At 68.6% G+C, this 26,636-nt stretch carries 22 protein-coding genes; 1 reads left to right on the top strand and 21 read right to left on the bottom strand.

What is annotated here, in order from left to right:
* Window positions 1–31: 31 nt before the first annotated feature.
* The 7 genes from ccsA to peaA all read right to left on the bottom strand — a co-directional run bounded on the left by ccsA (window position 32) and on the right by peaA (window position 9,867).
* Window positions 32–2,221 (bottom strand): cytochrome c biogenesis protein CcsA, encoded by a 2,190-nt coding sequence (ccsA, locus tag QM748_RS18475; protein WP_415248453.1) that lies wholly within the window; start codon window positions 2,219–2,221, stop codon window positions 32–34.
* 110 nt (window positions 2,222–2,331) lie between these two features.
* A complete protein-coding gene (locus QM748_RS18470; protein WP_415248452.1) occupies window positions 2,332–3,834 on the bottom strand; it encodes an aldehyde dehydrogenase family protein in 1,503 nt (500 codons plus the stop codon).
* Between the two features lie 47 nt (window positions 3,835–3,881).
* Entirely contained in the window at window positions 3,882–5,201 is a 1,320-nt protein-coding gene (locus QM748_RS18465) for an alginate export family protein (protein WP_415248451.1), read from the bottom strand.
* A 94-nt stretch (window positions 5,202–5,295) separates the two neighbouring features.
* Window positions 5,296–6,441 (bottom strand): quinohemoprotein amine dehydrogenase subunit beta, encoded by a 1,146-nt coding sequence (gene peaD, locus QM748_RS18460; protein ID WP_415248450.1) that lies wholly within the window; start codon window positions 6,439–6,441, stop codon window positions 5,296–5,298.
* A gap of 10 nt (window positions 6,442–6,451) precedes the next feature.
* Window positions 6,452–6,778, bottom strand: a complete 327-nt coding sequence (qhpC, locus tag QM748_RS18455; RefSeq protein WP_415248449.1) for a quinohemoprotein amine dehydrogenase subunit gamma — start codon at window positions 6,776–6,778, stop codon at window positions 6,452–6,454.
* Window positions 6,775–8,205, bottom strand: coding sequence for a quinohemoprotein amine dehydrogenase maturation protein (peaB, locus tag QM748_RS18450; RefSeq protein ID WP_415248448.1), 1,431 nt, complete (start codon window positions 8,203–8,205; stop codon window positions 6,775–6,777). Before peaB ends, qhpC begins: the two co-directional genes overlap by 4 nt.
* 69 nt (window positions 8,206–8,274) lie before the next feature.
* Complete coding sequence (peaA, locus tag QM748_RS18445) at window positions 8,275–9,867, bottom strand: quinohemoprotein amine dehydrogenase subunit alpha (RefSeq protein WP_415248447.1); 1,593 nt, start codon at window positions 9,865–9,867, stop codon at window positions 8,275–8,277.
* A gap of 592 nt (window positions 9,868–10,459) precedes the next feature.
* Between peaA and QM748_RS18440 the strand changes: the two genes are divergently transcribed.
* Window positions 10,460–11,473: a helix-turn-helix domain-containing protein gene (locus QM748_RS18440; RefSeq protein WP_415248446.1), complete on the top strand. Its 1,014-nt coding sequence runs from the start codon at window positions 10,460–10,462 to the stop codon at window positions 11,471–11,473.
* A 31-nt stretch (window positions 11,474–11,504) separates the two neighbouring features.
* Here the strand turns inward: QM748_RS18440 and QM748_RS18435 are convergent, their stop codons facing one another.
* The 14 genes from QM748_RS18435 to QM748_RS18370 form a co-directional block, all read right to left on the bottom strand.
* Entirely contained in the window at window positions 11,505–12,845 is a 1,341-nt protein-coding gene (locus QM748_RS18435; RefSeq protein ID WP_415248445.1) for an NAD(P)/FAD-dependent oxidoreductase, read from the bottom strand.
* Window positions 12,835–13,542: a S8 family serine peptidase gene (locus QM748_RS18430; protein ID WP_415248444.1), complete on the bottom strand. Its 708-nt coding sequence runs from the start codon at window positions 13,540–13,542 to the stop codon at window positions 12,835–12,837. The genes QM748_RS18435 and QM748_RS18430 overlap by 11 nt, the downstream gene beginning before the upstream one ends.
* Window positions 13,543–15,291 carry an ABC transporter ATP-binding protein gene (locus QM748_RS18425; protein ID WP_415248443.1) on the bottom strand — a complete coding sequence of 583 codons (1,749 nt, stop codon included), beginning with the start codon at window positions 15,289–15,291 and terminating at the stop codon, window positions 13,543–13,545.
* Between the two features lie 26 nt (window positions 15,292–15,317).
* Entirely contained in the window at window positions 15,318–16,238 is a 921-nt protein-coding gene (locus QM748_RS18420) for an MBL fold metallo-hydrolase (RefSeq protein ID WP_415248442.1), read from the bottom strand.
* Window positions 16,235–16,432 (bottom strand): DUF1289 domain-containing protein, encoded by a 198-nt coding sequence (locus QM748_RS18415; RefSeq protein ID WP_415248441.1) that lies wholly within the window; start codon window positions 16,430–16,432, stop codon window positions 16,235–16,237. Before QM748_RS18415 ends, QM748_RS18420 begins: the two co-directional genes overlap by 4 nt.
* Window positions 16,429–16,629, bottom strand: coding sequence for a DUF1289 domain-containing protein (locus QM748_RS18410; protein ID WP_415248440.1), 201 nt, complete (start codon window positions 16,627–16,629; stop codon window positions 16,429–16,431). The genes QM748_RS18415 and QM748_RS18410 overlap by 4 nt, the downstream gene beginning before the upstream one ends.
* A 149-nt stretch (window positions 16,630–16,778) precedes the next feature.
* Complete coding sequence (locus tag QM748_RS18405; protein WP_415248439.1) at window positions 16,779–17,717, bottom strand: hydroxymethylglutaryl-CoA lyase; 939 nt, start codon at window positions 17,715–17,717, stop codon at window positions 16,779–16,781.
* 21 nt (window positions 17,718–17,738) lie between these two features.
* Window positions 17,739–19,433, bottom strand: coding sequence for an AMP-binding protein (locus QM748_RS18400; protein WP_415248438.1), 1,695 nt, complete (start codon window positions 19,431–19,433; stop codon window positions 17,739–17,741).
* Window positions 19,434–19,515: 82 nt separating this feature from the next.
* A complete protein-coding gene (locus QM748_RS18395; RefSeq protein WP_415248437.1) occupies window positions 19,516–21,519 on the bottom strand; it encodes an acetyl-CoA carboxylase biotin carboxylase subunit in 2,004 nt (667 codons plus the stop codon).
* A 40-nt stretch (window positions 21,520–21,559) separates the two neighbouring features.
* On the bottom strand, window positions 21,560–22,231 hold the full coding sequence (locus QM748_RS18390) for a DUF4126 domain-containing protein (RefSeq protein WP_415248436.1): 672 nt from the start codon (window positions 22,229–22,231) through the stop codon (window positions 21,560–21,562).
* A gap of 16 nt (window positions 22,232–22,247) precedes the next feature.
* On the bottom strand, window positions 22,248–23,045 hold the full coding sequence (locus tag QM748_RS18385) for an enoyl-CoA hydratase/isomerase family protein (RefSeq protein ID WP_415248435.1): 798 nt from the start codon (window positions 23,043–23,045) through the stop codon (window positions 22,248–22,250).
* Between the two features lie 17 nt (window positions 23,046–23,062).
* Window positions 23,063–24,670, bottom strand: coding sequence for a carboxyl transferase domain-containing protein (locus tag QM748_RS18380; protein ID WP_415248434.1), 1,608 nt, complete (start codon window positions 24,668–24,670; stop codon window positions 23,063–23,065).
* Between the two features lie 38 nt (window positions 24,671–24,708).
* Window positions 24,709–25,311, bottom strand: a complete 603-nt coding sequence (locus tag QM748_RS18375) for a 2-hydroxychromene-2-carboxylate isomerase (RefSeq protein ID WP_415248433.1) — start codon at window positions 25,309–25,311, stop codon at window positions 24,709–24,711.
* 16 nt (window positions 25,312–25,327) lie between these two features.
* Window positions 25,328–26,509, bottom strand: a complete 1,182-nt coding sequence (locus QM748_RS18370; protein WP_415248432.1) for an isovaleryl-CoA dehydrogenase — start codon at window positions 26,507–26,509, stop codon at window positions 25,328–25,330.
* Window positions 26,510–26,636 lie beyond the last annotated feature (127 nt).

Below are 26,636 nucleotides of genomic sequence, written 5' to 3'. Positions count from 1 at the left end.
CGCCTTTGCCCAGCGCGCGAAAAAGCCCGGATCAGTTGCCCCGTCCTGCCCGCTGCGGCAGCAACGCAAGCCATGCGCCGCCCAGCGCCGCCACCACGAGGCCCACCCACAGCAGCGACATGAAGGGGAAGACCTTCACCACCGCGACCACGACCGGCGGCTGGCCACCGGCGGTGTTCGCCTCCAGCAGCGCCGCGGGCGAGATCCAGAACTGCACGCTGCGGCCCCAGCCGTGGTCGATCAGGGGGTCGAGCAGGTAGCCCGGTGTCGTGACATGGCGGGCATAGCGATAGTCCAGCAGTTCGCAGACCTGCCGCATCGGCCCGTCGTAGCGCTCGGGCAGGCTGCGGCTGTCGCGGTAGAGGGTCTGCCCGTCCAGGATCTCGCCGTGCTCGCCGCGCACCTCCACCGTCGTCACGGCGCGGATGCCGTCCTCGCCGCGCCGGCCGCCGTCGTCGGCGGCACCGAGCTGGATGCCGGCCAGGCGGAAGGTGTAGCCATGCCTGTCCTTCACCCAGCCGGTACTCGCCTCTCCCAGCCCGCCTGCCGGCATCAGTTCGTGCTGCGAATAGCTGTTGAGCGCGATCGCCATCATGCCGCCCCACAGCATCAGCACCACGCCGGCATGGATCGCCGCCAGCGGTGCCGACACCGACACGCCTTTCCAGCCCAGGCGCCATGCCGTCACGCCGGCCCAGGCAAGGCAGCCTGCCGCCAGGTAAGCCCCCGCGACCAGGCAGGCATCCAGCAGCGGCAGCAGCGCAACGATGTTCTGCGACAGGATGCCCATGCCTGCGTAGCCGCGCGTCAGCAAGCCGCCGAATTCGATCCCCAGCACCGCGAAAGCGGCAGCCAGTACCAGCGACACCCAGCTCGCCCGCTTCGACAGCCTGCGGAAGAAATACCAGCCGCCGACACCGCCGAGCACCACCAGCGGGACCAGCAGCAGGCGGGCCAGCACGTAGCCATCCACGTCCCATTGGTCGAAGGCCCGGCGCAGGGCGTCCAGCTCGCCGCCGCCGGGCATCAGGTTGACCAGCATGGCGAGAAAAGGCTTGTACTCGTCCGGTCGCGGCATGCCCGAAGCCTGGGCGCCGAAGGCGAAAGCCAGCTGCGCCAGCGCCGCGGCACCGGCCGCCAGGAAGCCGAGCTGTGCCAGCCACAGGCCGATGCCCGACGCCGGCTTGCCCGCGGCGCCCCTCTCGGCACGGCCGCGCCGCAGCAGCGCACAGCCGAGTCCGGCCAGCAGCAGCACGACGCCGAGCGCGAGATGGACGACCCACGAGTCCGCCCCCACGTAGCGGTGCGAGCTGGCGAGCATCGGATTGCGCGTCACCGCCATCGCCAAGGGCGCCATCACCGCGGCGAGCAAGGCCGCCCAGGGCATGGCCCAGCCGCGCTTGCGCCCGGGCGCCCAGCCGGCGACACCGTGCAGATGGGCGGACAGGAAGCACCACAGGCAGAAAGCCGAGGTCTGCACCGGATCCCAGTGCCACACCTGGCCGTACATCGCGTCTTCGAAGGCCCACACCATGCCGAAGCCGATGCCGGCGGTCAGCACTGCCCAGGCCCGCCGCGCCCGGGCACGCGCAAGGCCGGGCCAGGCCGGCTGAACGCCGCGCAGCGCAGCCAGCGCGGGCGCCGCCAGCGACAGCACCCAGGCGTAGGCCAGCACCACCAGCGGCGCATGGAACAGCATCCAGATCTTCATCAGGTGGGCATTCATGCCCTGCGACGGCGCTTGCGCCAGCCACTCCGGCGGCGTCGCCGCGAACGGCGCCAGCCAGACCGTGGTCAGCCCATACCAGGCGGCGATCGCCGCAGCAACCGAATAAGGAGCCGCGTCCGCGCCGCGGCGGGCGCCGCTCGCGGCGAGGCTCAGGCAGCAGGCCGCCAGCAGCAGCGTCGTGCCTTCGTCGCCGCCCCAGACGTTGGCCAGTTTGAGATGCAGCGGCAGTTCGGCACTGCTGTACAGCCAGACGTAGCGCAGCGCGAAGCCATCGGTGGCGAAGTGCCAGCCCAGCGCCAGCACGCATCCCCAGGCCAGCGCCGCCGCCAGGGACAGGACGGCGGCGCGCCACTGCGTCCGGAACACGGCGTGCAGCGCCAGCAGGCACGCCGCCGCCAGCACCGCAGAACCCGCACCCGCCCATGCAGCCACCACTACGGCGGCGGCAAGTAGCGCAGGCCACCCGGCCGCACGCGCTCCGATCGACATCATGCCTCCCGATGGAATGTGGTGCCGAATGGCCGGCGCACCCGGCGCTTCATGCAGGCTTCACGCAACTCACACTCGGCATGAGCGCCGCCAGACAGCGGCGCCCCGGCCGATCACAGGGCCATCAGCACCGACTTCAGCTCGGTGTACTGGTCGAACACCGCCCGTCCCATCTCGCGGCCGATGCCCGACTGCTTGAAGCCGCCGAACGGCATCGAGTTGTCCAGCACCGTATGGCAGTTCACCCACACCGTGCCCGCCTTGATCTTCGGGATCAGCCGATGCACCCGCGTCAGGTCGTTCGACCAGATGCTCGCCGCCAGACCGTAGGGCGTGTCGTTGGCACGGCGGGCGACCTCGTCCAGGTCGTCGTACGGCATCGCCACCACCACCGGACCGAAGATCTCCTCGCGCACCACCCGCATGTCGTCGTGCGCATCGACCAGCACCGTCGGCTTGACGAAGTAGCCCCCGCCCCCGCCCGTCTCACCGCCGACCGCGGCGCGCGCCCCTTCCTCGAAGCCGCTGCGGATGTAGCCCATCACCCGCTCCTGCTGCACCGCCGACACCAGCGGGCCGAGCTGGGTGTCGGGGTCCAGCCCGGCGCCGACCTTCATGCCGGCGGCGATGTTCGACAGCCCTTCGACCACCTGGTCGAACTTCTTCTTGTGCACGAACAGCCGCGAGCCCGCGGTGCACACCTGACCGGAGTTGAAGAAGATGCCGTGCGCCGCGCCGGCCGCCACCGCGTCGACGTCGGCGTCGTCGAGCACGATCATCGGGCTCTTGCCGCCCAGCTCGAGCGAGATGCGCGTCATGTTGTCGAGCGCGGCCTTGCCCACCAGCTTGCCGATCTCGGTCGAGCCGGTGAAGGCGAGCTTGTCGATGTGCGGGTGCGAGGACAGCGCTGCCCCGGCGACGTGGCCCAGGCCGGTGACGACGTTGAACACCCCGGCCGGGTAGCCCGCTTCCTGCACCAGCTCGGCCAGGCGCAGCGCGCTCAGCGGCGTCTCCTCGGCCGGCTTGAGCACCATCGTGCAGCCGCTGGCCAGCGCCGGCCCCATCTTCCACGCCGCCATCAGCAGCGGGAAGTTCCACGGGATGATGGCGCCGACCACGCCCACCGCCTCGCGCCGGGTGAAGCCCCAGAACTCGCGCTCGCGGATGATCGGCACCGAGGGCTGCATGGTCTCGCCGCCGATCTTGGTCGCCCAGCCCGCCATGTAGCGCAGCGAATCGACCACCAGCGCGACGTCGGCGAAGCGCGCCACCGCCACCGGCTTGCCGTTGTCCAGCGCTTCGAGCTCGGCCAGCTCCTGCGCGTTGGCCTCCACCAGCTCGGCCAGCTTCATCAGCAGGCGCTCGCGGTCGACCGCCCGCATGGCCGCCCAGTCGCCGCCGTCGAAGGCCTTGCGCGCCGCGGACACCGCACGGTCGATCTCGGCCTTGCCGCCGGCCGGCACCTTCGCAAAGGCCTGGCCCGTGGCCGGGTCGAACACGTCCAGCGTCGACCCGTCGCTCGCCTCCAACCACTCCCCGCCGATCAGCATCCGTTGCCGCTTGGCCACGAAACGGCGCGTGCTCTCATTCAGCAGTGCACTCGTATGTGCATCCATGTTCTGTCTCCGTATGCGTCTCTGGTGTTGGTGAAATCACGCCGCCATCAGAAGTTGAACAGCAGCACCGCCTGCAGGTACACGTTGCGCCTGTCGTTGCCCTGCAGGCTCTTCACGTCCTTGCCGCGCGGCTCGTAGATGCCGAGCAAGGGCACGAAGGTGAGCTTGTCGTTGATCTGCCAGAAGGCGAACAGGTCGATCTCGCGCCCGTCCAGGTCGGCGGCGTCGCCGATCGAGCGGATGTCCCAGTACTGCAGCGTGACCGCCAGATCCTCGCGCGGCGCCAGCGTCAGCTCCAGGCGGTCGACCTTGTTGCCGCTGTTGGCCGGTCCGGCGTAGTTGGCCGCGACTTCGCCCTGGAACCAGGTGCCCAGGCCGCGGCTGAGGCCGAAGAACAGCGGATCGAAGGCTTCGTTGCGGGTGGTCGAGGCCTTGTCGGCCGAGAAGCGCGCATAGCGGTAGTTCAGCGTCGGGCTCCAGGCGACGTCGGCGAAGGTCCAGCCGCCTTCGACGAACCAGGCGTCGGCGTCGTTCTTCACCGCGGTGTCGCCGCCGCGCTGGTCGACGTACTCGAAGGCCACGAACAGGTTTTCCACGCCCAGGCTGCCCTGGCCGCGCAGGTTGGCGATGCGCATGCCGTCGCGGCGGTCGAAGATGCCAAGCCCGGCGCCCTTGTCGACGCCGAGCACCTTCATCCAGCTCAGGCCGAGCGTGCCGTAGGTTTCGGACACGTACTCGAGGTTCAGCCCGCCCAGCTCGGTGTCCTGCTGGTAGGGGTTGTTCGACTTGAGCCAGAACACGTCGCCGCGCCACGGTCCGGCGGGATCGATGCGCAGGATCGCGGTATTGCCGAAGCTTTTCTTCGCTGCCAGGTAATACGAGCCTCCCCGGTTGACATCGACACCGAGCGCATCGAGTCCCTTGCCCAGGTTGACGCGGTCGGCGGCGATCAGGAAGCCGTCGCCGAGCTGGAACTGCTGGCGGCCGAAGGAGAAGTCGAACACGCCGCCCGCGCTGCGCCAGCCCAGATAAGCGTCCTCGAGGTTGACGTCGCGCTCGCGTCCGTTGGTGTAGCCGGCGGCGTCGCCATCGCCCCAGGTGCCCTGCGCGATGGCGCCCAGGCCGCCGTACAGTTCACCTTCGCCGGCACGGAGGCTGCCGGTCAGCACGCCGTGGATGAAGGCTTCCCGCCATTTCTTGCCACCTTCGCCCAGATAGTCCTCACGGGTGGAAAAAGCCCCCGCCATGCCGTCCACGCTCAGCCCCAGCGAAGCCCGCTCGCTTTTATAAAGATCCAGCGCGTACGCCGGCCCCAGGCATGTCAGCCCGGCAGCCAGTGCGGCTGCCACCTTCGTTCGAATACGCATTCCGCCATCTCCCCGATGATTTTTTCAGTGATGCATCCGTGCGGCCTTCCGGCCGCGCGAGCCCCTGCTCCGCCGATGGAACAGGGGCCCCACCTCAGCGCACGAAGACCTGGCCGGTGCCGAGGGACATGTCGCCGCCCGGCAGCTGCACGTTGCCCAGCTTGGTCAGCGAGTCGGCGTCGTAGATGGCGATGTCGTTGAGGGTGCCGGTGAGATAGAGCCGGCTGCCATCGTGATTGGTCAGCAAGGTGTAGTAGGTATGCTCCAGCTCCACCGCCTGCAGCAGCTTGCTCTCGGCGATGTCGTACTTGGTCAGCCGGTGCAGCAGGCCGTAGATGATGTTGCGGTCCTTCGGCGAGCGCAGTCCGGTGAAGTAGATCTCGGTCAGCGGCCCGAACTCGCGCGCCTCGGCCTCGCCCGTCAGCAGGTTGATGTTGAGATAGCCGTACTGGAACTCGGCCGTCGCCATGTCCTGCTTGTCGTCCTGGTATTTCGCCGTGGTGTAGAGAAGGGTGAAGTCCCGCTGCGGCGTCTGCACCGGCCACACGTACAGCACGTCCAGCGGCGCATGGGTGCTGCGGTTCCATTCCCGGATCGGCAGCTTCACCTTCATCTCGCCGGTCTTCACATCGACCTCGTACACGTTCTGCCCGGCGAGATAGAGCCTGCCGTCGGGTGCCGCCTGCATGATGGTGGACTGGCGCGGCGCGGGGAAGGTGCGCACCGGACGGGCCTCGAGCCCGGCGCTGGTGTCATAGACGGCAAAGCGCGGTTCGCCGACGCGGTAATGATCGCGGTTGATCGTCGTCGGGTTCTGCACCGCGTACACCTCCTTGCCGTCGGCACTGACGGTGAAGGACGCGAAGGACTTCGCCCGCTCGTTGTCGGCCAGCGACATCTCGGCGCGGAAAACCACCTTGCAGGTGTCGAGTTCCACCCCGTAGATGGTGCCGAAGCGGTTGTTCAGGATGTAGGCGGTGCGCCGGTCGGGCGAGATCTGCGTCAGGCCCGGGCCGAAGGCGTCGGGCAGCGTGCAGGTCTTGTAGACGCTGGCGGTCGCCACATCGACCACGTTCAGGTTGTTCGGATAGTTCGCCACCATCAGGTACTCGCTGCCCGTTTTCAGCGCCAGCGACTCGTTGGCCGCGGCGGCCGGCAGCGCGCTGCCGGCGACACAGGCAGCCGCAACCACCACGCTTGCGCTGCGGCGCAGGGCGCCGCCGATCATCGTGCTCTTCATGTCCGTCCCCTTACAGCTTGTCGCCCGGGAACACCGAGTCGAGATTGCGCCAGTCTTCGCGGGAGTTCATCGCGTCCTTGTTCCAGTCCGGATAGGTGATCATCGTGTCGGGCACCTGGGCCGGCCACCAGCAGGGGTCGGCGCAACCGTAGAGGTCGGCCTCCATCGGCTGGCACAGCCCGGCCACGCCGCCGAAGACATCGACTTCCCAACCGGGGTCGACCGTCGCCGTGCAGCCGGCGAGCGCGCTCATCGCCACCACTTCCTCGACGCGATCCTCACCGACGGCCTGCTCCAGCAGCTTCGCCTTGTTGTCGATTGCCTTCAGATGTTTCATGACGCCCTCCTCGGGGAAATGTGCTGTTCGATGAAGGCCGGATTGCCGGCCATGATGCGGCTGTAGACTTCGATGCCGAAATCCACCCAGTCGCGCATCAGATCGCAGTAGTGGTAGGTGGGGTGGGTGGCGTCGCCGTAGCGCGCATAGCTCTCGTGGTAGCAGCCGCCGGAGCACAGGTTGCGGATGCGGCAGCTCGCGCAGCCGGTGCCGCTGCGGTCCAGGCGCTGCGACAGGAAATCGCCCAGCTGCTCGCGCTCGATGCCGTCCTTGACGTTGCCGAAGGTCGGCAGCTCGGAGCCGGTGAAGCGGTGGCACAGGTTCAGCTCGCCTTTGTGGTCGACCGCCAGCATCTTCAGCCCGGCGCCGCAGGGCAGCAGCTTCTTGTGCCCTTCGTGCATGTCGGTGATCAGCTGGTGCATGTTCGAGAAGCCGATGTTGCGCCCTTCCAGCGCTGCCTCCAGGTAGCGCCGGCCGAGCCGCTTCATGCCGGCGAAGACCTCGGCCACTTCCTCGTTGCTCAGGTTGAAGGTGCTGATGTCGCCCGAGGTCACTGGCGCGAAGCCGACTTCGGCGAAGCCCAGCTCGTTGAACAGGTGGTCCCAGATGCGCTCGACCTCGGTGGTGCCGTGGGTCAGCGTCACCCGTGCGCCGACCGGCCGCGCGGTATAGCGCGACAGCAGCCGCTCGGCCTTGCGCCGCACGGTTTCGTAGGTGCCCTGGCCGCCGACCGTGAGCCGGTTGCGGTCGTGGATCGCCTTCGGACCGTCGATGCTGATCGACAGGCCGAAGCGGTGCTCGTTGAGCCAGTCGATGGTGTCGTTGGAGAGCAGCGTGGCGTTCGTCGTCATGACGAAATCGACCTGCTTGCCGAGGCCGGCGAAGCGCTCCTCGCAGTAGGCCACCACGTCCTTGATCAGCGGCAGGTTGCTGAGCGGCTCGCCGCCGAAGAACACCACGTTGTAGCGCGACTCGTCGGGCGACTCGCGCAGCAGCAGCTCGATCGAGTCGCGCGCGGTGTCGAAAGCCATCTTGCGGCCGGCCGACGGCTTGTCGAGGTCTTCCTTGTAGCAATAGGTGCAGCTCAGGTTGCAGCCGGTATTGACGTTGAGCACCACCGTCGTCAGCGGAAAGCGCTCGAACACGTGCGCGGCCGCCGCGCTGCCGGCCGGGCGGCCGTCGTCGACCAGCTCGAGCGCCACCAGGTCGCGGATCGCACCGGCGACGTCGTCGGCGTCGAACTGCGTACGCAGGCCGTCGATCAGCGCCTCGGCGGTCAGGCTCTGGCGGCGGATGCGGTCGATCAGCGCCTCGGTCAGCGGATCGAGCGCGAACAGCGAACTGCTCGGAATGTGGAACAGCATGCGCGTGTCGTCGACGCGCAGCTCGTGCAGGTTGTGCTGCACCAGGTTCAAGACGGCACCCATCGGAGCCTCCTCAATCATCGGGATCGCGGGTGGCGGGACATCGCCCGCCGGGACGTCGGACGCAGCCGGTCAGGGAAGCGGCGGGTTGTTCCAGCGCGGCGGCGCAATGATCAACTGGCCTTCGCCGCGCAGCGGCGCACCGCCCTGCTCCACTTCGGCCACCACCTTCAGGTTGCCGACGTTGTTGGCCGACATCCGCCGCAAGGGGTTGGGGCCTGCACCGCCGGGCACGAAGACACCCGAAGCCTCGTCCATCAGGCCGGCGAACTTCACGTCCTCGTCGCGTGCCGCAACCTCGTCGAACGGCTCCACCGACCATCGGGCCGGCACCACGCCGATGCGGAAGTCGTCGCTGGTACCGGGCTGGCCGTCCGGACCCACATCCCAGGCCTCGGCATCGAAGCGGGCTTCGACCTTGGCGGTCGGCGCGCCATTGCCGCCGATGCGGGCCACCGCATAGGCGGGCAGCACCTTGAGTTCGCCGATGCGTTCATACACCGCCAGGCTGCCGCCGCTGGCCGTGCCCACCGTCACCGGATGCGCGCCGCGCGCCGCCGTCTCCGCACGCACGCGCAGCACCACCTCGCTGGCCGAGCGCCTGACGGTTTCCAGCAGGCTGACGCCTGGCGGCAGGCCGATTTCGCCAGCGAGCTTCGAGCCGACGATGCGCAGCTCCCCTTCCTCGCCCGCCTTCAGGTAGGCAGGATGCACCGCCAGCACGCGGGCATTGCCGTCGCGCTGCAGGCTGGCGACGACGTCGCCCCCCACTTCGTCGTGGTCGCGCAGGAACATCCGGCCGCGCAGCACGCCGTCCTCGAGCGCGAGCACCTGGCGCATCGGCATACCATCGACGACCAGATCGCCGCGCCATTCGTAGCCGGTGTAGATCAGCGCCTGGCCCTTGCCTGCCATCGGCTTGCCGTCATCCCAGCGGCCTTCGAAGCTCAGCGCGTGGAGATCCTCGCCCTTGCCGGCCGACACCTTCATGACGCCGGAGAAGCCGCCGCGCCCGGTCATGTGGCCGCTCAGGCTCCATTCGCCGTTGACCGCCTGCGGCGCGCGCGCCTGCCAGGCTTTCCAGGCTTCCGATTCCAGCGGCAGCTTGCCGGCGAGCTCGGGCACCATCTCCTTGAGCGCGATGCCCAGCCAGTCGCGGTCGCGGCTGAAAGCCTGGAACTCGGTGGTGGGGTACTGGCCGAGGTGGAAATGCACCAGGTGCTCCCATTCCGACGCCGGCCGGCGCTGCAGCAGCACCCGCGCACCCGAATGGCAACGCGCGCACATCTGGGTGAACTGCTCCGATTCGAAGGATTCCATGGTGTTCAGGCGGCGCTCGAGCGCATAGCGCACGCCCTCGGTCTCTGACGGCGCCAGCCCCTGGGCATCGGCCAGGTGCTTGACCACCGCGCGGCGCTCCTCGTCGGTGATCTTCAGGCCATGCACGATCTGCATGCGGGCGATCGACATCAGCCAGCCTTCGGGCGACTTGCGCTGATGGCTGATGCGGCTGAAGCCTTCATCAGTTTCGGTGTGACAGGCCTGACATTTTGTGCGTAACACGGCTTCTGCCGACGGGGCGGCGAGCACGCTGTGCCCGGGCAGCAGCACTGCCAGGGCCGCCAGCGCGCCGCGGAATGTTTGGGCGATCAGTTTCTCGTTCAAGGTCGGTACTCCCGTTCTTGGTCATGAGCATCGATTCCAGGCAGGACGATGGCGCCCGTACCCACCACACCGCGACGACGCGATCGAAGCGGCAATGTCGTCAAATGCTAGGCCGGGCAGCAGGGCAGGCGTTATCCGAAACCGGCAAGGCAGGCACCTTCCGCCCGCACGCCCATGCACCATCCCGGGCGCCTGTCCGCCGGCGGCCGGCCCAATCAGTCCTTGACACCGCCTCGATCACGGCATAACCATAAAAGGAGAACGAAAACGACAAAGGCCTTCCTTTCCATCGAGAAGGCAAACAGGAGACAGACAGAAATGAACCGCCCCTGCCCTGCAGCGTGCGCATGTTCGCGCGCGCGCGTCCTGCCCGCGGCACATCCGACATCCCGATTGATCCCCTGTCCGCCGCCGTGCCCGACACGAGGGCGTCGTCGGGCCACCGTGCGCCAGACCGGGGCGCGCCGCCACTTCAGCCGCATCCCGCCGAGCAGCAAGATGCCGTCCATCAAGGGTTTTCGGGCATGGAACGGAGTTGGTGCGGGCCTTGCTTGCACACACCGGTCATCGTCGTTCCGGTGAGGAATCCCCCATGATTGCCCAGGCCCTGGCGCAGGCCAATGCGCCATTCATCAACCACCTGCACGAAACCGGCGACATCGACGAGCATGCCGCCTGTCTGCGGGAGTGGGGACAGCGCTACGACCAGCTGTCGGCAGGCACTTTCGACGGCACCTTCGAGGAATTCTGCTTCGGCAACGTGCAGATCTTCCGCGAACAGGCCAACCAGTCCATCCACGAGAGCGGCATGCCCTGGCAGGGCTCGCTGGTGGTGGGCGTGGCCACCTCGCTCGACAGCAACGGCTGGTTCTGCGGCGAAAACTTCACCCATGATTCGATCATCACGCTGAAAGGCGGCGAGGCACTGGATTTCCGCACACCCAGGCGGCACGAACTGGTGGCCGCCACCATCGACATCAACAAGCTGAACGACTACGCGCTCCAGGTCGAACACCACGATCTCGGCAACGAACTGAAAAACCTCGGCCCGATCGCCAACAGCCCGGAGCATGCGGCGAAGCTGCGCTCGTTTCTCGTCACCGTCCTCGCCAGCCTGCGCGCAACGCCGCAGATGCTGGCGCACGAGCAGATCCGCAAAGCCCTCGAGCAGTCCATCTACGCCACCATCCTCGAATCGATCGGCAGCGCCCCCGAGCCCCGCCAGACGCCGTCCAGCCGGGCGCGCCGGATCATCGTCGAACGGGCGCGCACCCTGATGCACGAGCATATCGACGAACCGATTTCCGTCGCCGACCTCTGTATCCAGCTGCGCGTATCGCGGCGCACGCTGCAATACAGCTTCCAGGACGTGCTGGGCATGAACCCGGTGAAGTTCCTGCGCGCATTACGCCTCAACGGCGTACGGCGCGCGCTCAAGCAGGCGGATCCGCAGCACGACACCGTCGCCGACATCGCCGCGCACTGGGGCTTCTGGCACCTGTCGCATTTCGCTGCCGACTATCGCGAGATGTTCGCCGAGCTGCCGTCCGACACCCTGCGCCGCGCGCGCGATCCGGCCCTCCTCCTGCCGCCGCCGGCGCGCTGAGCGCCCCTGTGCGCCATCATGGTGCACAGCGTCATCCCAAATCGGCAATCCAGCCCTGGCGGCGCATCCATTCGGTGAGCGCAGCGGCACGCTCGATCGGCAGATTCAGCGCCGCTGACAGCGCTTCACCAGCCGGCTGGCCCGGGAGCGCGGCCCGCACGGCCAGCAAGGCGGGTGCCAGCGGCACGCCATCGAGATGCCAGACACCCTGCGGCTGGTCCGGCGTCAGCACCACATCGGCTTCCACGATGCGGTCCCCGTGCAGTACCGGTCGCCGCGCCACGGTGACTTCGGCCGGCATCACCCCGCGATGCAGGGGTTCGGCATCCGGCCAGCCTCGGCGCTGCTGCCAGAACGGCTGGTCCGCCCACGCTGTTTCCTGGGCATAAAAATCACGCCCGATGCGGGCGAAACGGTAGAACAGGTGCTCGATGCGCTGCTGGTGGAAGCGGCGCGCCAGGGCCGCGCGCGCCGGATCGTGGCGCAGCGTCGCCGCCACCGCCGGCGCCTGCAGCGCCGAAGACAGGGCCTGGAAGATGCCGTTGCCCGACAGGGGATCGACCGCCATCGCCGCGTCGCCGACGCGAATCCAGTCGTCGCCGGCCAGCACTTCGTTGAGCACCGGCGTACTGGTGCGCGCATGGGGCTCGCCGACCGGTTCGGCATCGCGCAGGAAAGGCACAGCGGCTTCGATGCCGCGCAGGCGCGCAGCGCAGTAGCCGGCCAGCGCCTTCTTCGGCGGCAATTCGGCACTGCGCACGTCCAGCGTCAGCTGCAGGTAGCGCCGGCCATCGGCTAGCGCCGCCATCCACGCCCAGCCATCCTCGCAGCTCTGCACCGCCGAATGCGCGCTGCCGGGCGGCCCCTGCCAGTACTGCAGCAGCGACACCGTTTCGGCGCCGCGCACGCGCGGCAGCCCGCCGCCCGGCGCCGCGCGGCCGCGGGCCTCGACGATGAAATCCGCCGACAAGGTCTGCATGCCGCCTGGGGTCTCGACCCGGATCTCGTGGCAGCCCGGCGCGGAAGCGACTTCGGCGACGTGGCCGCGCACCACCTTCACGCCCAGGCGCTCCAGATCGTCCAGCACGCCGCGGTCGAAAAGCTGGCGGTCGACGAGGCTCTCATGGTTGGCCTCGGACGGCATGCCGTTCCAGCGCACGCGGCGCGGCGACGGCGGCGCGAACGCGCGCATGGCCTGCTCCAGCCCCAGCCCGCGCAGGGCTCCGAGCACACGCGCCGACACGCCTTCCACCGCGGCGAAACGGCGCGGCTCGCCCACCAGCGTGACCGGCTCGCCCATGCGCGCCAGCCCGATTGCCGCCGCCGCGCCCGCCGGCCCGGCGCCGACCACGACGATTCCGTCAGCGGCCATGTCTCAGCTTCTCCCGTTTCAGGCTCTCCAGGTCTTCCACGCCGTGATGGCGCGCCTGCGCCGCCAGCCAGCCGGGCAGCGAGGCCGCGCTGCCGCCGGCCGCCAGATGGCTTGCGGCCATGCCGCTGAGCCAGGCGCAGGCCATGCTGGCCCCCGCGCCTTCCAGGCTGCCGTCCAGCGGCCGCACATAAGCACCGTAATCGGCATGTCCGGCGCCGAGCGCGGCGATCTCGCCGGGCGCGGCACAACGCGCATCGCCCGTCACCCGCAGCACGCCGGGAAAGCCCGCAGGATAGACCGGCTGGCCGCGCGCCGGCGCCGACGCGCACAGCACCACGCCCGCCGCCAGCGCACGCGCACAGGCGGCCGCCAGCGCCGGGCGTGGCTCGCGCAGGCCCAGGCTCAGGTTGATCAGCCGCGCATCCGCGTCCACCAGCCAGTCGATCGCTGCCGCCACCTGGGCGGCAGACGTCGCCGGGCGGTCGCCGAACACCTGGGCGACCAGCAGCTCGGCCTGCGGCAGGCAATGCAGCAGGGCTTCGGCAACGCGGCTGCCGTGCCCGAGGCGGTCGGCTTCGACAGGCACGCAGCGCAGCTCGCCATCGTCGAGGACGAAGGCGGCGGATGCGGCCACGTGCGGCGCCTGCGCAGCCGCATGTCCGCTATCGACCACACCGATGCGCATCCGCGTGCTCATCTAGACGGCCTCTCCGCTGTCCGCCAGCACACCCAATCGCCCTGCCTGCAAGCACACTCGCAGATCACAGCCGGCCAGCGTCGCCGGGCGATGGCTGATGAGGATGCGGGTACGGCTGGCGAACAGCGCATCCACCTCGGCGATGATGCCGGCCTCGGTCGCCTCATCCACCGCCGACGTGGCTTCGTCGAGCACCAGCACGCAGGGCTGCTGCAGCAGAGCGCGGGCGATCGCGATGCGCTGGCGCTGGCCGCCGGAAAGCTGCTGGCCGCGCTCGCCCAGCGGTGTGTCCAGCCCCTGCGGCAGGCGTTCGACGAGTTCGTCCAGCCGCGCCCGCTGCGCGGCCTCGCGCACCGCCGCATCGTCGGCCCGCGGCGCGGCGTAGCGGATGTTGTCGGCGAGGGTGCCGCGGAACAGCACGATGTCCTGGCTGACCACCGCCACCGCGCGCCGCAATTCGCCGAGCCCGATCCGGCGCAGATCGGTGCCGTCGAGCCGGATCGCGCCTGCGCCCGGATCGTAGTGCCGGTGCAGCAGGTCGATCAGCGTCGATTTGCCGGCGCCCGAGGCGCCGGTCAGCGCCACTTTCGCGCCGGCCGGGATCGACAGGCTGGCGCCGTCCAGCACCGCGTCGGCCCGCTCCGCATGGCGGAACGCCACCTCGTCGAATTCGATCGCGCCGCGCCATGAGCGCGGTGCCGGCTGCACGGCGGGCCGCGGATCGGCGGCGCCTTCACCGCCCCCGTCCACAACGTCGGCCGACGCCTCGCGCAGCTCGCTGACCCGCATCAGGCTCACGCTCATGCGCTGGATGGCGACGTACAGCCCGAGCAGGCTGTTGACCGGGCCGGTCGCCATGCCCAGGTAAGTGGAGAACGCGATCAGCGCGCCGAGCTGCCAGCTGCCCTCGATCACCCACCAGCCACCGATCAGGAAAGCCGCGGCGCGCGTCAGCGAGGTCAGCGTCGATGGCACGGCCTGGGTGAAGAACTCGGTGCGCTGCAGCCGCAGCAGGTCGCCAAGGTAGCGCTCGCCCAGGCGGTCGAGGCGCGCGCGCTCGTCGGCCTCGCGCCGCGAGGCCTGGATGAACTTCATCGCCGGCAGCGTCTCGACCAGGAAGCTCGACACGTCCGCCGCGCGCTCGCGCACCGTGCGCGTGCGCGCTTCCACCTTGCGCCGCATCCAGCGCAGCCAGGCTGCCTCGAGCGGCACCAATACCAGCACCAGCAGCGACAACTGCCAGGACAGGCTCAGCATCAGCACCAGCGCGCCGACCAGGCCGATGACGCTGCTGACCGCGGCGAACAGGCTGTTGACGGCAAAGCGCTGGATCTCCGCCACGTCGCCGTCGAGCCGCGACATCAGGTCGCCCATGCGCTGGCGGCCGTAGAAAGCCGGCGACAGGGTCTGCAGGTGGCGGTAGAGATCGCTGCGCAGCGCGAACAGGATGCGGCCTGACAGGCGCGTGTGCAGCTGCCGGTTGACGCCCGCCAGCACGGTGCCGGCAATGCCGGCCAGGATCATGCCGCTGGCGACCGCCACCAGGGTCGGATAGTCGCGCGCGATCAGGCCGTCGTCGATCAGCATCTTGGTCAGCCACGGCTGCAGCAGCACCAGCAGGGTCGCGCACAAGGACAGCGACAGCAGGCCGGCGATCGCGCGCCGCTGCGGCCGCACGAAGCCGTACAGCCAGCGCAGGCCGCGGCGCAGCTCGTCCGGCCGCTCGCTATGGACCAGGCGGCTCAGCACGGAACGCCCTCCCGCCGCCGCATGGTTCAGCTTGCAACCAGCGCGCCGTGCTCCCGCCGCGCCACGCCAGCCCGCTCCAGCTCCTTGACCAGCCAGGCGGCCAGCGCATCGGGATCGAGGCCGAGGAAGCGCTGGTTGGCCGCGCGGTACAGCGGCGTTTCGTCGAGGTGGCGCGGCAGTTCGTCGAGCGCCATGCTGCGCACGTCGAGCAGCCTGAAGGTGATGCAGGCGCGGATCGCGTTGCGCGCCATGCGCGCGCCGTCCTCCTCGAAGGCGCGCAGGCGGGCGAAAGCGCGCTCGAGCGCATCGTCGAATTCGGCGAAGGGCGCGCCATGGCCGGGAATGACCGCATCCACCGCCAGGCGGCCGATGGCTTCGAGCGTGCGGCGGGCCTCGCCGAGCGCATCGCCGGTGCCGAGCACGTCGCCGAACAGGATGCCGAAGCCGTCGCGCCACAGCGCATCGCCCGACATCAGGATGCGGCGCTCGGCGTTGTAATAGGCCAGCGCGTCCATGTCGTGGCCTGGCGTGGCGATGGCCTGCCATTCCAGCCCGCCGGCGACGAAGCGGTCGCCGGCATCGAGCGTGGCGTCGGCCTTGAAAGGCTCGCCGGCCTGGTCGATGACGCTGAGCAGCAGCGCAGCCTCGTCCCAGCTTTCCACCGCCGGCGCGACACCCTTCGGCACCGTGATGCTGCAGCCGAAAGCACGCTGCACGGCGGCGTTGCCGCCGATGTGGTCGGAGTGGGAATGGGTGTTGATCAGGCTGCAGAGGCGGCGCCCTTCGAGCGCGGCATGCAGCAGCGCCACGGTCTGTTCCGCGTGCGTGACGTAGCCGCTATCGACCAGCGTGGCTTGGTCGCCGTCGAACAGCAGCACGTTGTTGGCCGACAGCCAGCCGCGTTCGATCACGCGCAGCGTATCGGGCAGGCGGGGTAGCGTACTCAAGCCTCGTCCTTCCCTGCTTTCACGGCGTCACCGGGCACGGCAGCACCTTCGCTTGCCGGCGATTCGGCCCCCGCTTCGGTGCCGGGCGTATCCGTCGTGCCGTAGATCTCGTCGGCCGTGCGGCCGCAACCCAGGCAGACGCCCGCATCCCAGTCCATCATGCAGACGCCGACACACAGCGCATCGCCACTCATTCGCGTACCTCCACGGGCAGGCCGGCCTCCTCCAGCCAGGCACGGCGTTCGGCCACGGCAGCAAGGATGGCGCGGCGGACCTCATCCGTCGCGCGGCTCCAGCCCGCGATCTCCTCGATCGTGCGCTGGCAGCCCTCGCACCAGCCCGTTTCCGGGCTCATGCGGCAGACGTTGATACAGGGCGAGGCAGGATTCATGGCAGTTCTCTCGGTGGGGCGCGGACGACGCATGCGTGTGCGCAGTCTCATGATCTCGGCAGGGCAGGATTATGACCGACTCGGCACGGTCCTGGCCGCACGCCCTTCCCAAAGAAGCACTGAACAAGTCCGGCTCGTTCAGTCCCTCCCTAAGCGCAGGCGGCCTTCGCCCGCTTGGCCAGCACCGCCCGCGCCACCCGCGAGGCCGGCTCGCGCTCCAGCTCCGCGCTGATCCAGGCCGCCACGTCCACCAGCGCATCGAGGTCGATGCCGGTGGTGATGCCCAGGCCGTTCAACAGCCAGACCACGTCCTCGGTGGCGACGTTCCCCGATGCGCCCGCCGCATACGGGCAGCCGCCCAGGCCGCCGACCGAGGCATCGAACACCGCCACGCCCATCTGCAGCGAGGCATGGATGTTGGCCACCGCCATGCCGTAGGTGTCGTGGTAGTGGCCGGCCAGGCGCTCGACCGGTACCCGTCGCATCACCGCCTCCAGCATGCGCGAGATGCTGGCCGGGTTGCCGCTGCCGATGGTGTCGCCCAGCGAGATCTCGTAGCAGCCCATCTCCAGCAGCGTCGCCGCCACCTCGGCCACCGCCTGCGGTGCGATCTCGCCTTCGTAGGGGCAGCCGGCCACGCAGGAAACGTAGCCGCGCACCCTGATGCCCGCCGCCCGCGCCGCCTCGGTGACGGGGCGGAAGCGCTCGAGCGATTCGGCGATCGAGCAGTTGATGTTCTTGCGGCTGAAGGACTCGGACGCCGCGCCGAACACCGCGACTTCGGTCGCGCCGGCGGCCAGCGCGGCCTCGAAGCCCTTCAGGTTGGGCGTCAGCACCGGATAGCTGACGCCCGCCACGGCGCCGGCCAGCACGCGGCCCAGCACCTCGGTGTTGTCGCCCATCTGCGGCACCCACTTGGGCGACACGAAGGAGGTCGTCTCGATCGCCTTCAGTCCGACCGCCTCCAGGCGGCGGACGAGTTCGACCTTGGTGTCGGTGGACACCAACCGCTTTTCGTTCTGCAGCCCGTCGCGCGGCCCCATCTCGACGATGCGGACGGCGCTGGGCAGGATCTTGCTGGTCGTCATGGATCGCTTCTCCGCGGTCGTTCAGATGCCTTTCGCGTCCCCGAGCCCGAGGATTTCCTCCATCTTCTGGCGGATCCGGAACTTCTGGATCTTGCCCGAGCCCGTCATCGGGAAGCTGTCCACGAACTGGATGTAGCGCGGGATCTTGTAGTGCGCGATCTGGCCCTGGCAGAAGGCGCGCACGTCGTCCTCGGTGATCGAGCCTTCCTCGCGCGGGATGATCCAGGCGCACAGCTCCTCGCCGTACTTCTTGTCGGGCACGCCGACCACCTGCACGTCGAGGATCTGCGGATGGGCATAGAGGAATTCCTCGATCTCGCGCGGGTAGATGTTCTCGCCGCCGCGGATCACCATGTCCTTGATGCGGCCGACGATCCTGCAGAAGCCCTCGTCGTCGATCACCGCCAGGTCGCCGGTGTGCATCCAGCCGGCGGCATCGATCGCCTCGCGGGTCTTGGCCTCGTCCTCCCAGTAGCCGAGCATCACCGAATAGCCGCGGGTGCACAGCTCGCCGCGTTCGCCGCGCGGCACGATGCGGCCGTCGGTATCGACGATCTTCACTTCCAGGTGCGGCATGATGCGGCCGACGGTGGAGACACGGCGATCGATCGGATCGTCGGTGGCGCTCTGGAAGCTCACCGGCGAGGTCTCGGTCATGCCGTAGGCGATCGTCACCTCGCTCATGTTCATCTTGTCGATCACCCGCTTCATGATCTCGATCGGGCAGGGGCTGCCGGCCATGATGCCGGTGCGCAGGCTGGAAAGGTCGAATTCGGCGAAACGCGGATGGTCGAGCTCGGCGATGAACATCGTCGGCACGCCGTAGAGCGCGGTGCATTTCTCCGCGGCGACGGCCTCCAGCACCGCCAGCGGCTCGAAAGCCTCGGACGGAAACACCATGGTGGCACCGTGGGTCAGGCAGGCGAGATTGCCGATCACCATGCCGAAGCAGTGGAACAGCGGCACCGGAATGCAGACACGGTCGCCCGGCACGAGCCTGATCGCCTCGCCGATGAACAGGCCGTTGTCGAGGATGTTGTGGTGCGACAGCATGGCACCCTTGGGATGGCCCGTGGTACCCGAGGTGAACTGGACGTTGTGGGGATCGTCGAACTGGATCTGCTCGCCCAGCGCTTCCAGTTCGTGCAGTTCCTCATTCGTCGGCGAGGCCATCAAGTCCTCGAAGCCGATCATGCCGGGCGTCTTGTCTGCGCCCATGCGGATCACCATCTCCAGCGCCGGCAGGCGGTGGCTGCGCAGCAGGCCGGGCTCGCAGTGGCCCAGTTCGGGGGCAAGCTCGGCGAGCATCTCCAGGTAGTTGCTGGTCTTGAATGCCGGCGCCATGATCAGCGCGCGGCAACCGACCTTGTTCAGCGCATATTCCAGCTCGGCGAGTCGATAGGCCGGGTTGATGTTGACCAGGATCAGGCCGGCTTTGGCGGTGGCGAACTGGGTCAGCACCCATTCGACGTTGTTCTGCGACCAGATGGCGATGCGATCGCCCGGCGCGAGGCCCAGACGGCGCAGGCCGCAGGCCAGCGCATCGACGCGGCTGCGCAGTTGCGCATAGCTGAGGCGCACGTTCTGGTGGCGCACCACCACGGCGTCATGCTCGGCGTGGCGCGCGCAGGCCTCGTCGAAATAGCGGCCGATCGGCAGGCCGATCAGTTCCTTGCCGGTCGAACCGTGCACGTAACTCGGGATATTGCTCGACATCTTCGTCTCCTTGCGTCCTCATTGCCGCACCAGCTCTTGAACGGCCGGCTGACAGCGTTTGAAATTGCCCCGGTTCAGACTCTCAGCCCACCGCAGCCTCGAAGTCGACCAGCTCGGCACCATCGCCCACCTGATCGCCGACCGCGAAGCGGAAGGCCTTGACGGTGCCGGCCGCAGGCGCGGTGATGGTGTGCTCCATCTTCATCGCCTCCAGGATCAGCAGCGGCGCGCCCTTCTCCACTTTCGCGCCTTCGCTCGCGACCAGCGCGATGACCTTGCCCGGCATCGGCGCCAGCAGTCCGCCTTCGGCACCGCCGCCTTCGCCGCCGTGGTGCAGCGGATCGATCGCGGCGAGCTGCCAGGCGCGGCCGCGGGCAAAGACGTGGCGGCGGCCGGCGGCGGCGATCACGGTGGCATCCATGCGGGTGCCGTCCAGTTCGACGCGCAGCAGGCCGCGCGGATTCAGCTCGCCGCGCGCCTCGACGCTGCGGCCTTCGACGGTGAGCCGCCAGGCGCCCGGCAGGTAGGCGACCTCGACCGCATGGTCGGTCTCGCCGTGGCGGAACATCAGCGTGCGGCGCGCGGTGGCGTTCACGCGCCAGCCGTCACGCGCGTGCCAGGGCGAATGCAGGTCGGCGCTGCGCTGCGCACGCTTGCCGGCCAGCGCCGCCTCGCGCAGCAGCTCGGCCAGCGCGGCGATCTGCAGCACTTCGTCGGGCAGCCCGGCATCCGCGGGGAACAGGTAGTCCTTTTCACGCTCGATCAGCCCGGTGTCGAGGTCGGCGCCGGCAAACGCCGGGCAGGCCGCCAGCCGCGACAGGAACTCGATGTTGTTGGCCACACCCACCACGCGGTAGTCGGCCAGCGCCTGCAGCAGGCGGGCCAGCGCGCGGTCGCGGTTGATGTCCCAGACGATCAGCTTGGCGATCATCGGGTCGTAGTGCGGGCTGATCTCGTCGCCCTCTTCGACGCCGGTATCGACGCGCACGTGCAGGCCCTCGGCCGGCGGCGCCAGATGCACCAGCCTGCCGGTGGAAGGCAGGAAGCCCTTGGCCGGGTCTTCGGCGTAGATCCGCGCTTCCAGCGCATGGCCGCGGATCTGCAGCTGCTCCTGGGCCAGCGGCAGCGGCTCGCCGGAGGCGACGCGCAACTGCCATTCGACCAGGTCCAGGCCGGTGATCATCTCGGTGACCGGGTGCTCGACCTGCAGGCGGGTGTTCATCTCCATGAAGTAGAAGGAGCCGTCCTGGTTGGCGATGAACTCCACCGTGCCGGCGCCGACGTAGCCCACCGCCTTGGCCGCGTTGACCGCCGCCTTGCCCATCGCCGCGCGGCGCTCGAGCGTCATGCCGGGCGCCGGCGCTTCTTCCAGCACTTTCTGGTGCCGGCGCTGCACCGAGCAGTCGCGCTCGAACAGGTAAACCACGTTGCCGTGGGTGTCGCCGAACACCTGGATCTCGATGTGGCGCGGCTTGGTGATGTACTTCTCCACCAGCACGTGGTCGTCGCCGAAGCTGGAGATTGCCTCGCGCTTGCAGGACGCCAGCAGGTCGAGGAAATCTTCCGACCTCTCGACCAGGCGCATGCCCTTGCCGCCACCGCCGGCCGCCGCCTTGATCAGCACCGGGTAGCCGATGGCCTCGGCCTGCCGGTGGAGCAGCTCGGGCGTCTGGTCGTCGCCGTGGTAGCCGGGCGTCAGCGGCACGCCGGCCGCTTCCATCAGCTTCTTGGCTTCGGACTTGGAGCCCATCGCGCGGATTGCCGACACCGGCGGGCCGATGAAGACGATGCCTTCGCGCTCGCAGGCCTCACAGAAATCCTCGTTCTCGGACAGGAAGCCGTAGCCCGGATGGATCGCCTGGGCGCCGGTCTGCTTGGCCGCGGCGATGATGCGGTCGATCACGAGATAACTCTCGCGCACTGCCGCCGGGCCGATCAGCACTGCTTCGTCGGCCAGGCGCACGTGGCGGGCATTGGCATCGGCCTCGGAATAGACCGCGACGGTCTTGATGCCCATGCGGCGGGCGGTCTTGATCACCCTGCAGGCGATCTCCCCTCTATTTGCGATCAGAATCTTGTCGAACATCTTGTCTCCCCCAGGTTTGGGTCAATCTTGTCGCGTTTGGTCACACTGCGGTCGGCCGGGGACGCGGCCGGAAAATACGTTTGAGGAAACGCCACAGCAGCACGATGAGCACGATGGCGCACAGCACGAACACCACCAGGCCGAAGGCGAACCACAGCGGATGGTTGAACATCAGCCACAGGCCGCCGATGAAAATCCCGTCCTCGCCGAAGGACGCCAGCAGGTTGCTCACCGGCTCCGGCGAGGTATTGAGCGCCGCCCGCGCACCTGCCTTGGCGAAGTGGGTGCTGGCCGCCAGCGAACCGCCCAGCAAGGCGCCGGCAAGCTGCAGCCCCGCGCCCTGGTCGCCCATCACGCCGGCCGCCAGCGCCGCGCCGGCCGGAATGCGGATGAAGGTGTGCAGCGAATCCCACAGCGAATCCAGCCAGGGCAGCTTGTCGGCGAAGAACTCGGTGAACAGCATCAGTCCGGACAGGCCGAGCACCCAGGGGTTGGTCAGCGCTTCCAGCCCACCCGGCAGATGCACGCCGCCCCAGCGGCCCAGCGCCCCCAGCACGAACACCAGCGCATAGAGCCGCAGGCCGCTCGCCCAGCCCACACCGGCCGCCAGCACCGCCAGCGAGGCGAGGTCCAGCGGCAGTCCGCTCCAGTCCAGCAGCGGCGTCAGGCTGCCCAGCCCGGCGAACCATTCGGCCAGGGTATCCATATTCATCGCCCCCAGGCGCGGCTCAGGCCTGCGCTGGTGGCACCCAGGCCGCCGGCCGCTTGGACAGGAAGGCGTCCAGGCCCTCGCGGGCTTCCGGCGTCACGCGCAGGCTGGCGATGCGGCGGGCGGTGTCCTGCACCACCGCATCATCCACCGGCTTGTTCGCCACCGCGCGGATCAGGTCCTTGCCCGCGGCCTGCGATTTCGGCCCGCCCTGCAGCAGCGCGGCGACGATGGCCTGCACTTTCGCATCCAGTTCATCCGTCGCCACCGCCTCGTGCGCCAGCCCCAGTTCGGCCGCGCGCCGGGCGTCGATGCGCTCGGCGGTCTGGAAGTAGCGATAGGCCTGGCGCTCGCCGATGGCGCGGATCACGTAGGGGCTGATCGCCGACGGGATGATGCCGAAGCGGACTTCGGAAGTGGCGAACGCCGCCTTGTCGCCGGCGATGCAGATGTCGCAGGCGCTCGCCAGCCCCATGCCGCCGCCCAGCGCCGCGCCATGCACGCGGGCGATGGTCGGCTTGGCCATGCCGGCCAGCGTGCGCAGCATGCCGGCCAGCTTCATCGCGTCGGCGAAGTTGTCCGCTTCGCTGGCCTCGCCGGCGGCCTTCATCCAGTTGAGGTCGGCGCCGGCGGAAAAGCTCTTGCCGCGTCCGGCCAGCACCACCACACGCACCGCCTCGTCTGCATCCAGCGCCCGGCAGGCCGCGGTGAGGTCGGCGATCAACTGGGCGTTGAAGGCGTTATGCACGTCCGGACGGTTCATCCAGATCGTCGCCACGCCGCCGTCGCGCTGGATTTCCAGGGTTTCGTAGTCCATCTTTCCGTCCCCGTTGCTTACATGCGGAACACGCCGAAGCGCGTCTGCTGGATGGGTGCATTGAGCGCCGCCGACAGCGACAGGCCGAGCACGCGGCGGGTCTGGGCCGGGTCGACCACGCCGTCATCCCACATGCGGGCGGTGGCGTAGTAGGGGTGGCCCTGGAACTCGTACTGCTCGCGGATCGGCGCCTTGAAGGCTTCCTCTTCCTCGGCGCTCCAGCTGCCGCCCTTGGCCTCGATGCCGTCGCGGCGCACGGTGGACAGCACGCTCGCGGCCTGCTCGCCGCCCATCACGCTGATGCGCGCGTTGGGCCACATCCACAGGAAGCGGGGGCTGTAGGCGCGGCCGCACATGCCGTAGTTGCCGGCGCCGAAGCTGCCGCCGATCAGCGCGGTGATCTTGGGCACCTGCACGGTGGCGACCGCGGTGACCATCTTGGCGCCGTCCTTGGCGATGCCGCCGTTCTCGTACTTGCGGCCGACCATGAAGCCGGTGATGTTCTGCAGGAACAGCAGCGGAATGCCGCGCTGGCCGCACAGCTCGATGAAGTGCGCGCCCTTCTGCGCCGACTCGCCGAACAGGATGCCGTTGTTGGCGACGATGCCGACCGGATAGCCGTGGAGCTGGGCGAAGCCGCACACCAGCGTGCTGCCGTAGCGGGCCTTGAATTCGTCGAAGCGCGAACCGTCGACCACGCGGGCGATGATCTCGCGCACGTCGAAAGGCTTGCGGGTGTCGGTGGGGATGATGCCGTAGATTTCTTCCGGGTCGTAGGCGGGCTCTTCGCCCTGGCCCAGCGCCACGCCCAGCGGCTTGGTCCGGTTCAGGTTGGAGACGATGCGGCGCGCCAGGTAGAGCGCGTGGGAGTCGTTCTCGGCCAGATGGTCGGCGACGCCGGACAGCCGGGTGTGCACATCGCCGCCGCCGAGGTCTTCGGCGCTGACGACCTCACCGGTGGCCGCCTTCACCAGCGGCGGGCCGCCGAGGAAGATCGTGCCCTGGTTCTTGACGATGACGGTCTCGTCGCTCATCGCCGGCACGTAGGCGCCGCCGGCGGTACACGAACCCATCACCACCGCGATCTGCGGGATGCCCTTGGCCGACATGTTGGCCTGGTTGTAGAAGATGCGGCCGAAGTGATCGCGATCGGGGAAGACTTCATCCTGGCGGGGCAGGAAGGCGCCGCCCGAGTCGACCAGGTAGATGCACGGCAGGTTGTTCTGCTCGGCGATCTCCTGCGCGCGCAGGTGCTTCTTGACCGTCATCGGGTAGTAGGTGCCGCCCTTCACCGTGGCGTCGTTGGCCACGATCATGCACTCGACGCCCTGCACGCTGCCGATGCCGGTGATGACGCCCGCGCTCGGTGCCTCATCGCCGTACATTCCCCAGGCGGCCATCTGGCCGACTTCGAGGAAGGGCGTGCCGGGGTCGAGCAGGTGGCCGACGCGGTCGCGCGGCAGCAGCTTGCCGCGCGCGGTGTGCTTGGCGCGTGCGGCCTCGCCGCCGCCGAGGCTGACCTGCGCCGCCTTGGCACGCAGGTCGTCGACCAGGCCACGCATGGCCTTGGCATTGGACTGGAAATCCTCGCTGCGCGTATTGATGCTGGATTTGATCGTACTCATGTCACCTCGTCCTCATGTTCTTTTGTACGGAGGCTCGTTCAGAACCCGCCCGTTGCCAACCAGCATTCGATCTGCGGCACGCGATCCACACCCCAGAAGGGCTCACCGTCGATGATGACGAAAGGCGAGCCGAATACGCCACGGCTGATGGCCTGCGCGCATTCGTCCTTCAAGCGGTTGCGGATCTCATCACCGGCGAGCCCCTCGACCAGCGCCGCACGGTCAGCGCCGTGGGCGGCAGCGATGTCCAGCACCGCATCCTGCTGCGAGATGTCGCGCCCATCTACAAAGTAGGCGCGCAGGGCCGCGAGCGCGAAGCGGCGCGCCGCTGCGGCATCACGGTCTTCCAGCCAGTAGAAGGCACGCGCGGCAATCTGGGTGCCGATCGGAAAGGCTTCTGGAATGCGGCAGGACAGACCGAGGAAGCGGGCCGAGCGTTCGAAGTCGTGCTTCGTGTAAGCACCCTTGAGCGGCTTCGACGGCAGGGGCGTGTCGCCCGTGACCTTGTACACCGCTCCCAGCAGGAAAGGCCGCCAGCGCACGCCGCGGCCGTGGGCAGCCGCCAGCGCATCGATCTGCTCGGCCATGAAGTAGCCGTAGGGGGAAGAGAAGTCGAAGTAGAAATCGATCGGCTCAGCCATGTTCCGACCCTCCCTGTCAGCGCGTTTCGCTGAACAGTTCGCGGCCGATCAGCATGCGGCGGATTTCGCTGGTGCCGGCGCCGATCTCGTACAGCTTGGCGTCGCGCCACAGGCGGCCGACGGCGTATTCGTTGGTGTAGCCGACGCCGCCCAGCGCCTGGATCGCCTCGCCCGCCATCCAGGTGGCTTTCTCGGCGGTGTAGAGGATCACGCCGGCCGCGTCCTTGCGCAGCGTGCGGGCGTGGTCGGCGCGGTCGCAGGCCTGGCCGACGGCATAGGCGTAGGCGCGGCAGGCGGACCAGGTGGAGTACATGTCGGCGATCTTGCCCTGCATCAGCTGGAACTCGCCGATCGGCGTGTCGAACTGCTTGCGCTCGTGCATGTAGGGCACGACCTCGTCCATGCACGCCGCCATGATGCCGAGCGGGCCGCCCGACAGCACCGCGCGCTCGTAGTCGAGGCCGGACATCAGCACCTGCACGCCGCGGCCGATGTTGGCCTCGCCGCCGAGCACGTTTTCGAGCGGCACCTCGACGTCGTCGAAGAACAGCGGGAAGGTGTTGGAGCCGCGCATGCCGAGCTTGTCGAGGTGGGTGCCGCACGAGAAGCCCTTCATGTCCTTCTCGACGATGAAGGCGGTGATGCCCTTCGGGCCGGCATTGACGTCGGTCTTGGCATAGACCACCAGGGTGTCGGCATCGCCGCCGTTGGTGATCCACATCTTGCTGCCGTTGAGGATGAAGCGGTCGCCCTTGCGCTCGGCGCGCAGCTTCATCGACACCACGTCGGAACCGGCATTGGGCTCGGACATCGCCAGCGCACCGACGTGTTCGCCGGAAATCAGCCTGGGCAGGTACTTGTGCTTCTGCTCCTCGGTGCCGTTGCGGCGGATCTGGTTGATGCAGAGGTTGGAATGCGCGCCGTAGGACAGGCCCACCGAAGCCGAGGCACGCGAGATTTCTTCCATCGCCACGATGTGGGCGAGATAGCCCATGTCGGTGCCGCCGTACTCCTCGCCGACCGTCATGCCATGCACGCCCAGGTCGCCGAGCTTCTTCCACAGGTCGGCGGGGAACTCATTGACGCGGTCGATCTCGGCCGCGCGCGGGGCGATCTCGGCCGCACAGAAAGCCTGCAGCGTGTCGCGCAGCGCATCGATGGTTTCGCCGAGGTTGAAGTTCAGGCTGGGCACGTTCATGAGTTGTCTCCTTCTCGATTTGTCCTGGAGCTTGGGCAGTCCGCTCTGTCCAATGATGGACGACAGACGCTTGAAGATGAAGCGAGATTAGCCCCATGCAACGCCCGACAACTGCCATCAGGGTTGC

The sequence above is a fragment of the Thauera sp. genome, from assembly GCF_047601425.1.
Taxonomy (GTDB): domain Bacteria; phylum Pseudomonadota; class Gammaproteobacteria; order Burkholderiales; family Rhodocyclaceae; genus Thauera.
The sequence above is the reverse complement of the archived record's forward strand: the minus strand, read 5'-3'. Positions and strand labels throughout refer to the sequence as shown.

Bases quoted from the DNA above. Each gene is read 5' to 3' on its own strand.
- ccsA (WP_415248453.1), bottom strand. From the start codon at position 2,221: ATGATGTCGATCGGAGCGCGTGCGGCCGGGTGGCCTGCGCTACTTGCC.
- QM748_RS18470 (WP_415248452.1), bottom strand. From the start codon at position 3,834: ATGGATGCACATACGAGTGCACTGCTGAATGAGAGCACGCGCCGTTTC.
- QM748_RS18465 (WP_415248451.1), bottom strand. From the start codon at position 5,201: ATGCGTATTCGAACGAAGGTGGCAGCCGCACTGGCTGCCGGGCTGACA.
- peaD (WP_415248450.1), bottom strand. From the start codon at position 6,441: ATGAAGAGCACGATGATCGGCGGCGCCCTGCGCCGCAGCGCAAGCGTG.
- qhpC (WP_415248449.1), bottom strand. From the start codon at position 6,778: ATGAAACATCTGAAGGCAATCGACAACAAGGCGAAGCTGCTGGAGCAG.
- peaB (WP_415248448.1), bottom strand. From the start codon at position 8,205: ATGGGTGCCGTCTTGAACCTGGTGCAGCACAACCTGCACGAGCTGCGC.
- QM748_RS18440 (WP_415248446.1), top strand. From the start codon at position 10,460: ATGATTGCCCAGGCCCTGGCGCAGGCCAATGCGCCATTCATCAACCAC.
- QM748_RS18435 (WP_415248445.1), bottom strand. From the start codon at position 12,845: ATGGCCGCTGACGGAATCGTCGTGGTCGGCGCCGGGCCGGCGGGCGCG.
- QM748_RS18430 (WP_415248444.1), bottom strand. From the start codon at position 13,542: ATGAGCACGCGGATGCGCATCGGTGTGGTCGATAGCGGACATGCGGCT.
- QM748_RS18415 (WP_415248441.1), bottom strand. From the start codon at position 16,432: ATGAGTGGCGATGCGCTGTGTGTCGGCGTCTGCATGATGGACTGGGAT.
- QM748_RS18410 (WP_415248440.1), bottom strand. From the start codon at position 16,629: ATGAATCCTGCCTCGCCCTGTATCAACGTCTGCCGCATGAGCCCGGAA.
- QM748_RS18405 (WP_415248439.1), bottom strand. From the start codon at position 17,717: ATGACGACCAGCAAGATCCTGCCCAGCGCCGTCCGCATCGTCGAGATG.
- QM748_RS18400 (WP_415248438.1), bottom strand. From the start codon at position 19,433: ATGTCGAGCAATATCCCGAGTTACGTGCACGGTTCGACCGGCAAGGAA.
- QM748_RS18395 (WP_415248437.1), bottom strand. From the start codon at position 21,519: ATGTTCGACAAGATTCTGATCGCAAATAGAGGGGAGATCGCCTGCAGG.
- QM748_RS18390 (WP_415248436.1), bottom strand. From the start codon at position 22,231: ATGAATATGGATACCCTGGCCGAATGGTTCGCCGGGCTGGGCAGCCTG.
- QM748_RS18385 (WP_415248435.1), bottom strand. From the start codon at position 23,045: ATGGACTACGAAACCCTGGAAATCCAGCGCGACGGCGGCGTGGCGACG.
- QM748_RS18380 (WP_415248434.1), bottom strand. From the start codon at position 24,670: ATGAGTACGATCAAATCCAGCATCAATACGCGCAGCGAGGATTTCCAG.
- QM748_RS18375 (WP_415248433.1), bottom strand. From the start codon at position 25,311: ATGGCTGAGCCGATCGATTTCTACTTCGACTTCTCTTCCCCCTACGGC.
- QM748_RS18370 (WP_415248432.1), bottom strand. From the start codon at position 26,509: ATGAACGTGCCCAGCCTGAACTTCAACCTCGGCGAAACCATCGATGCG.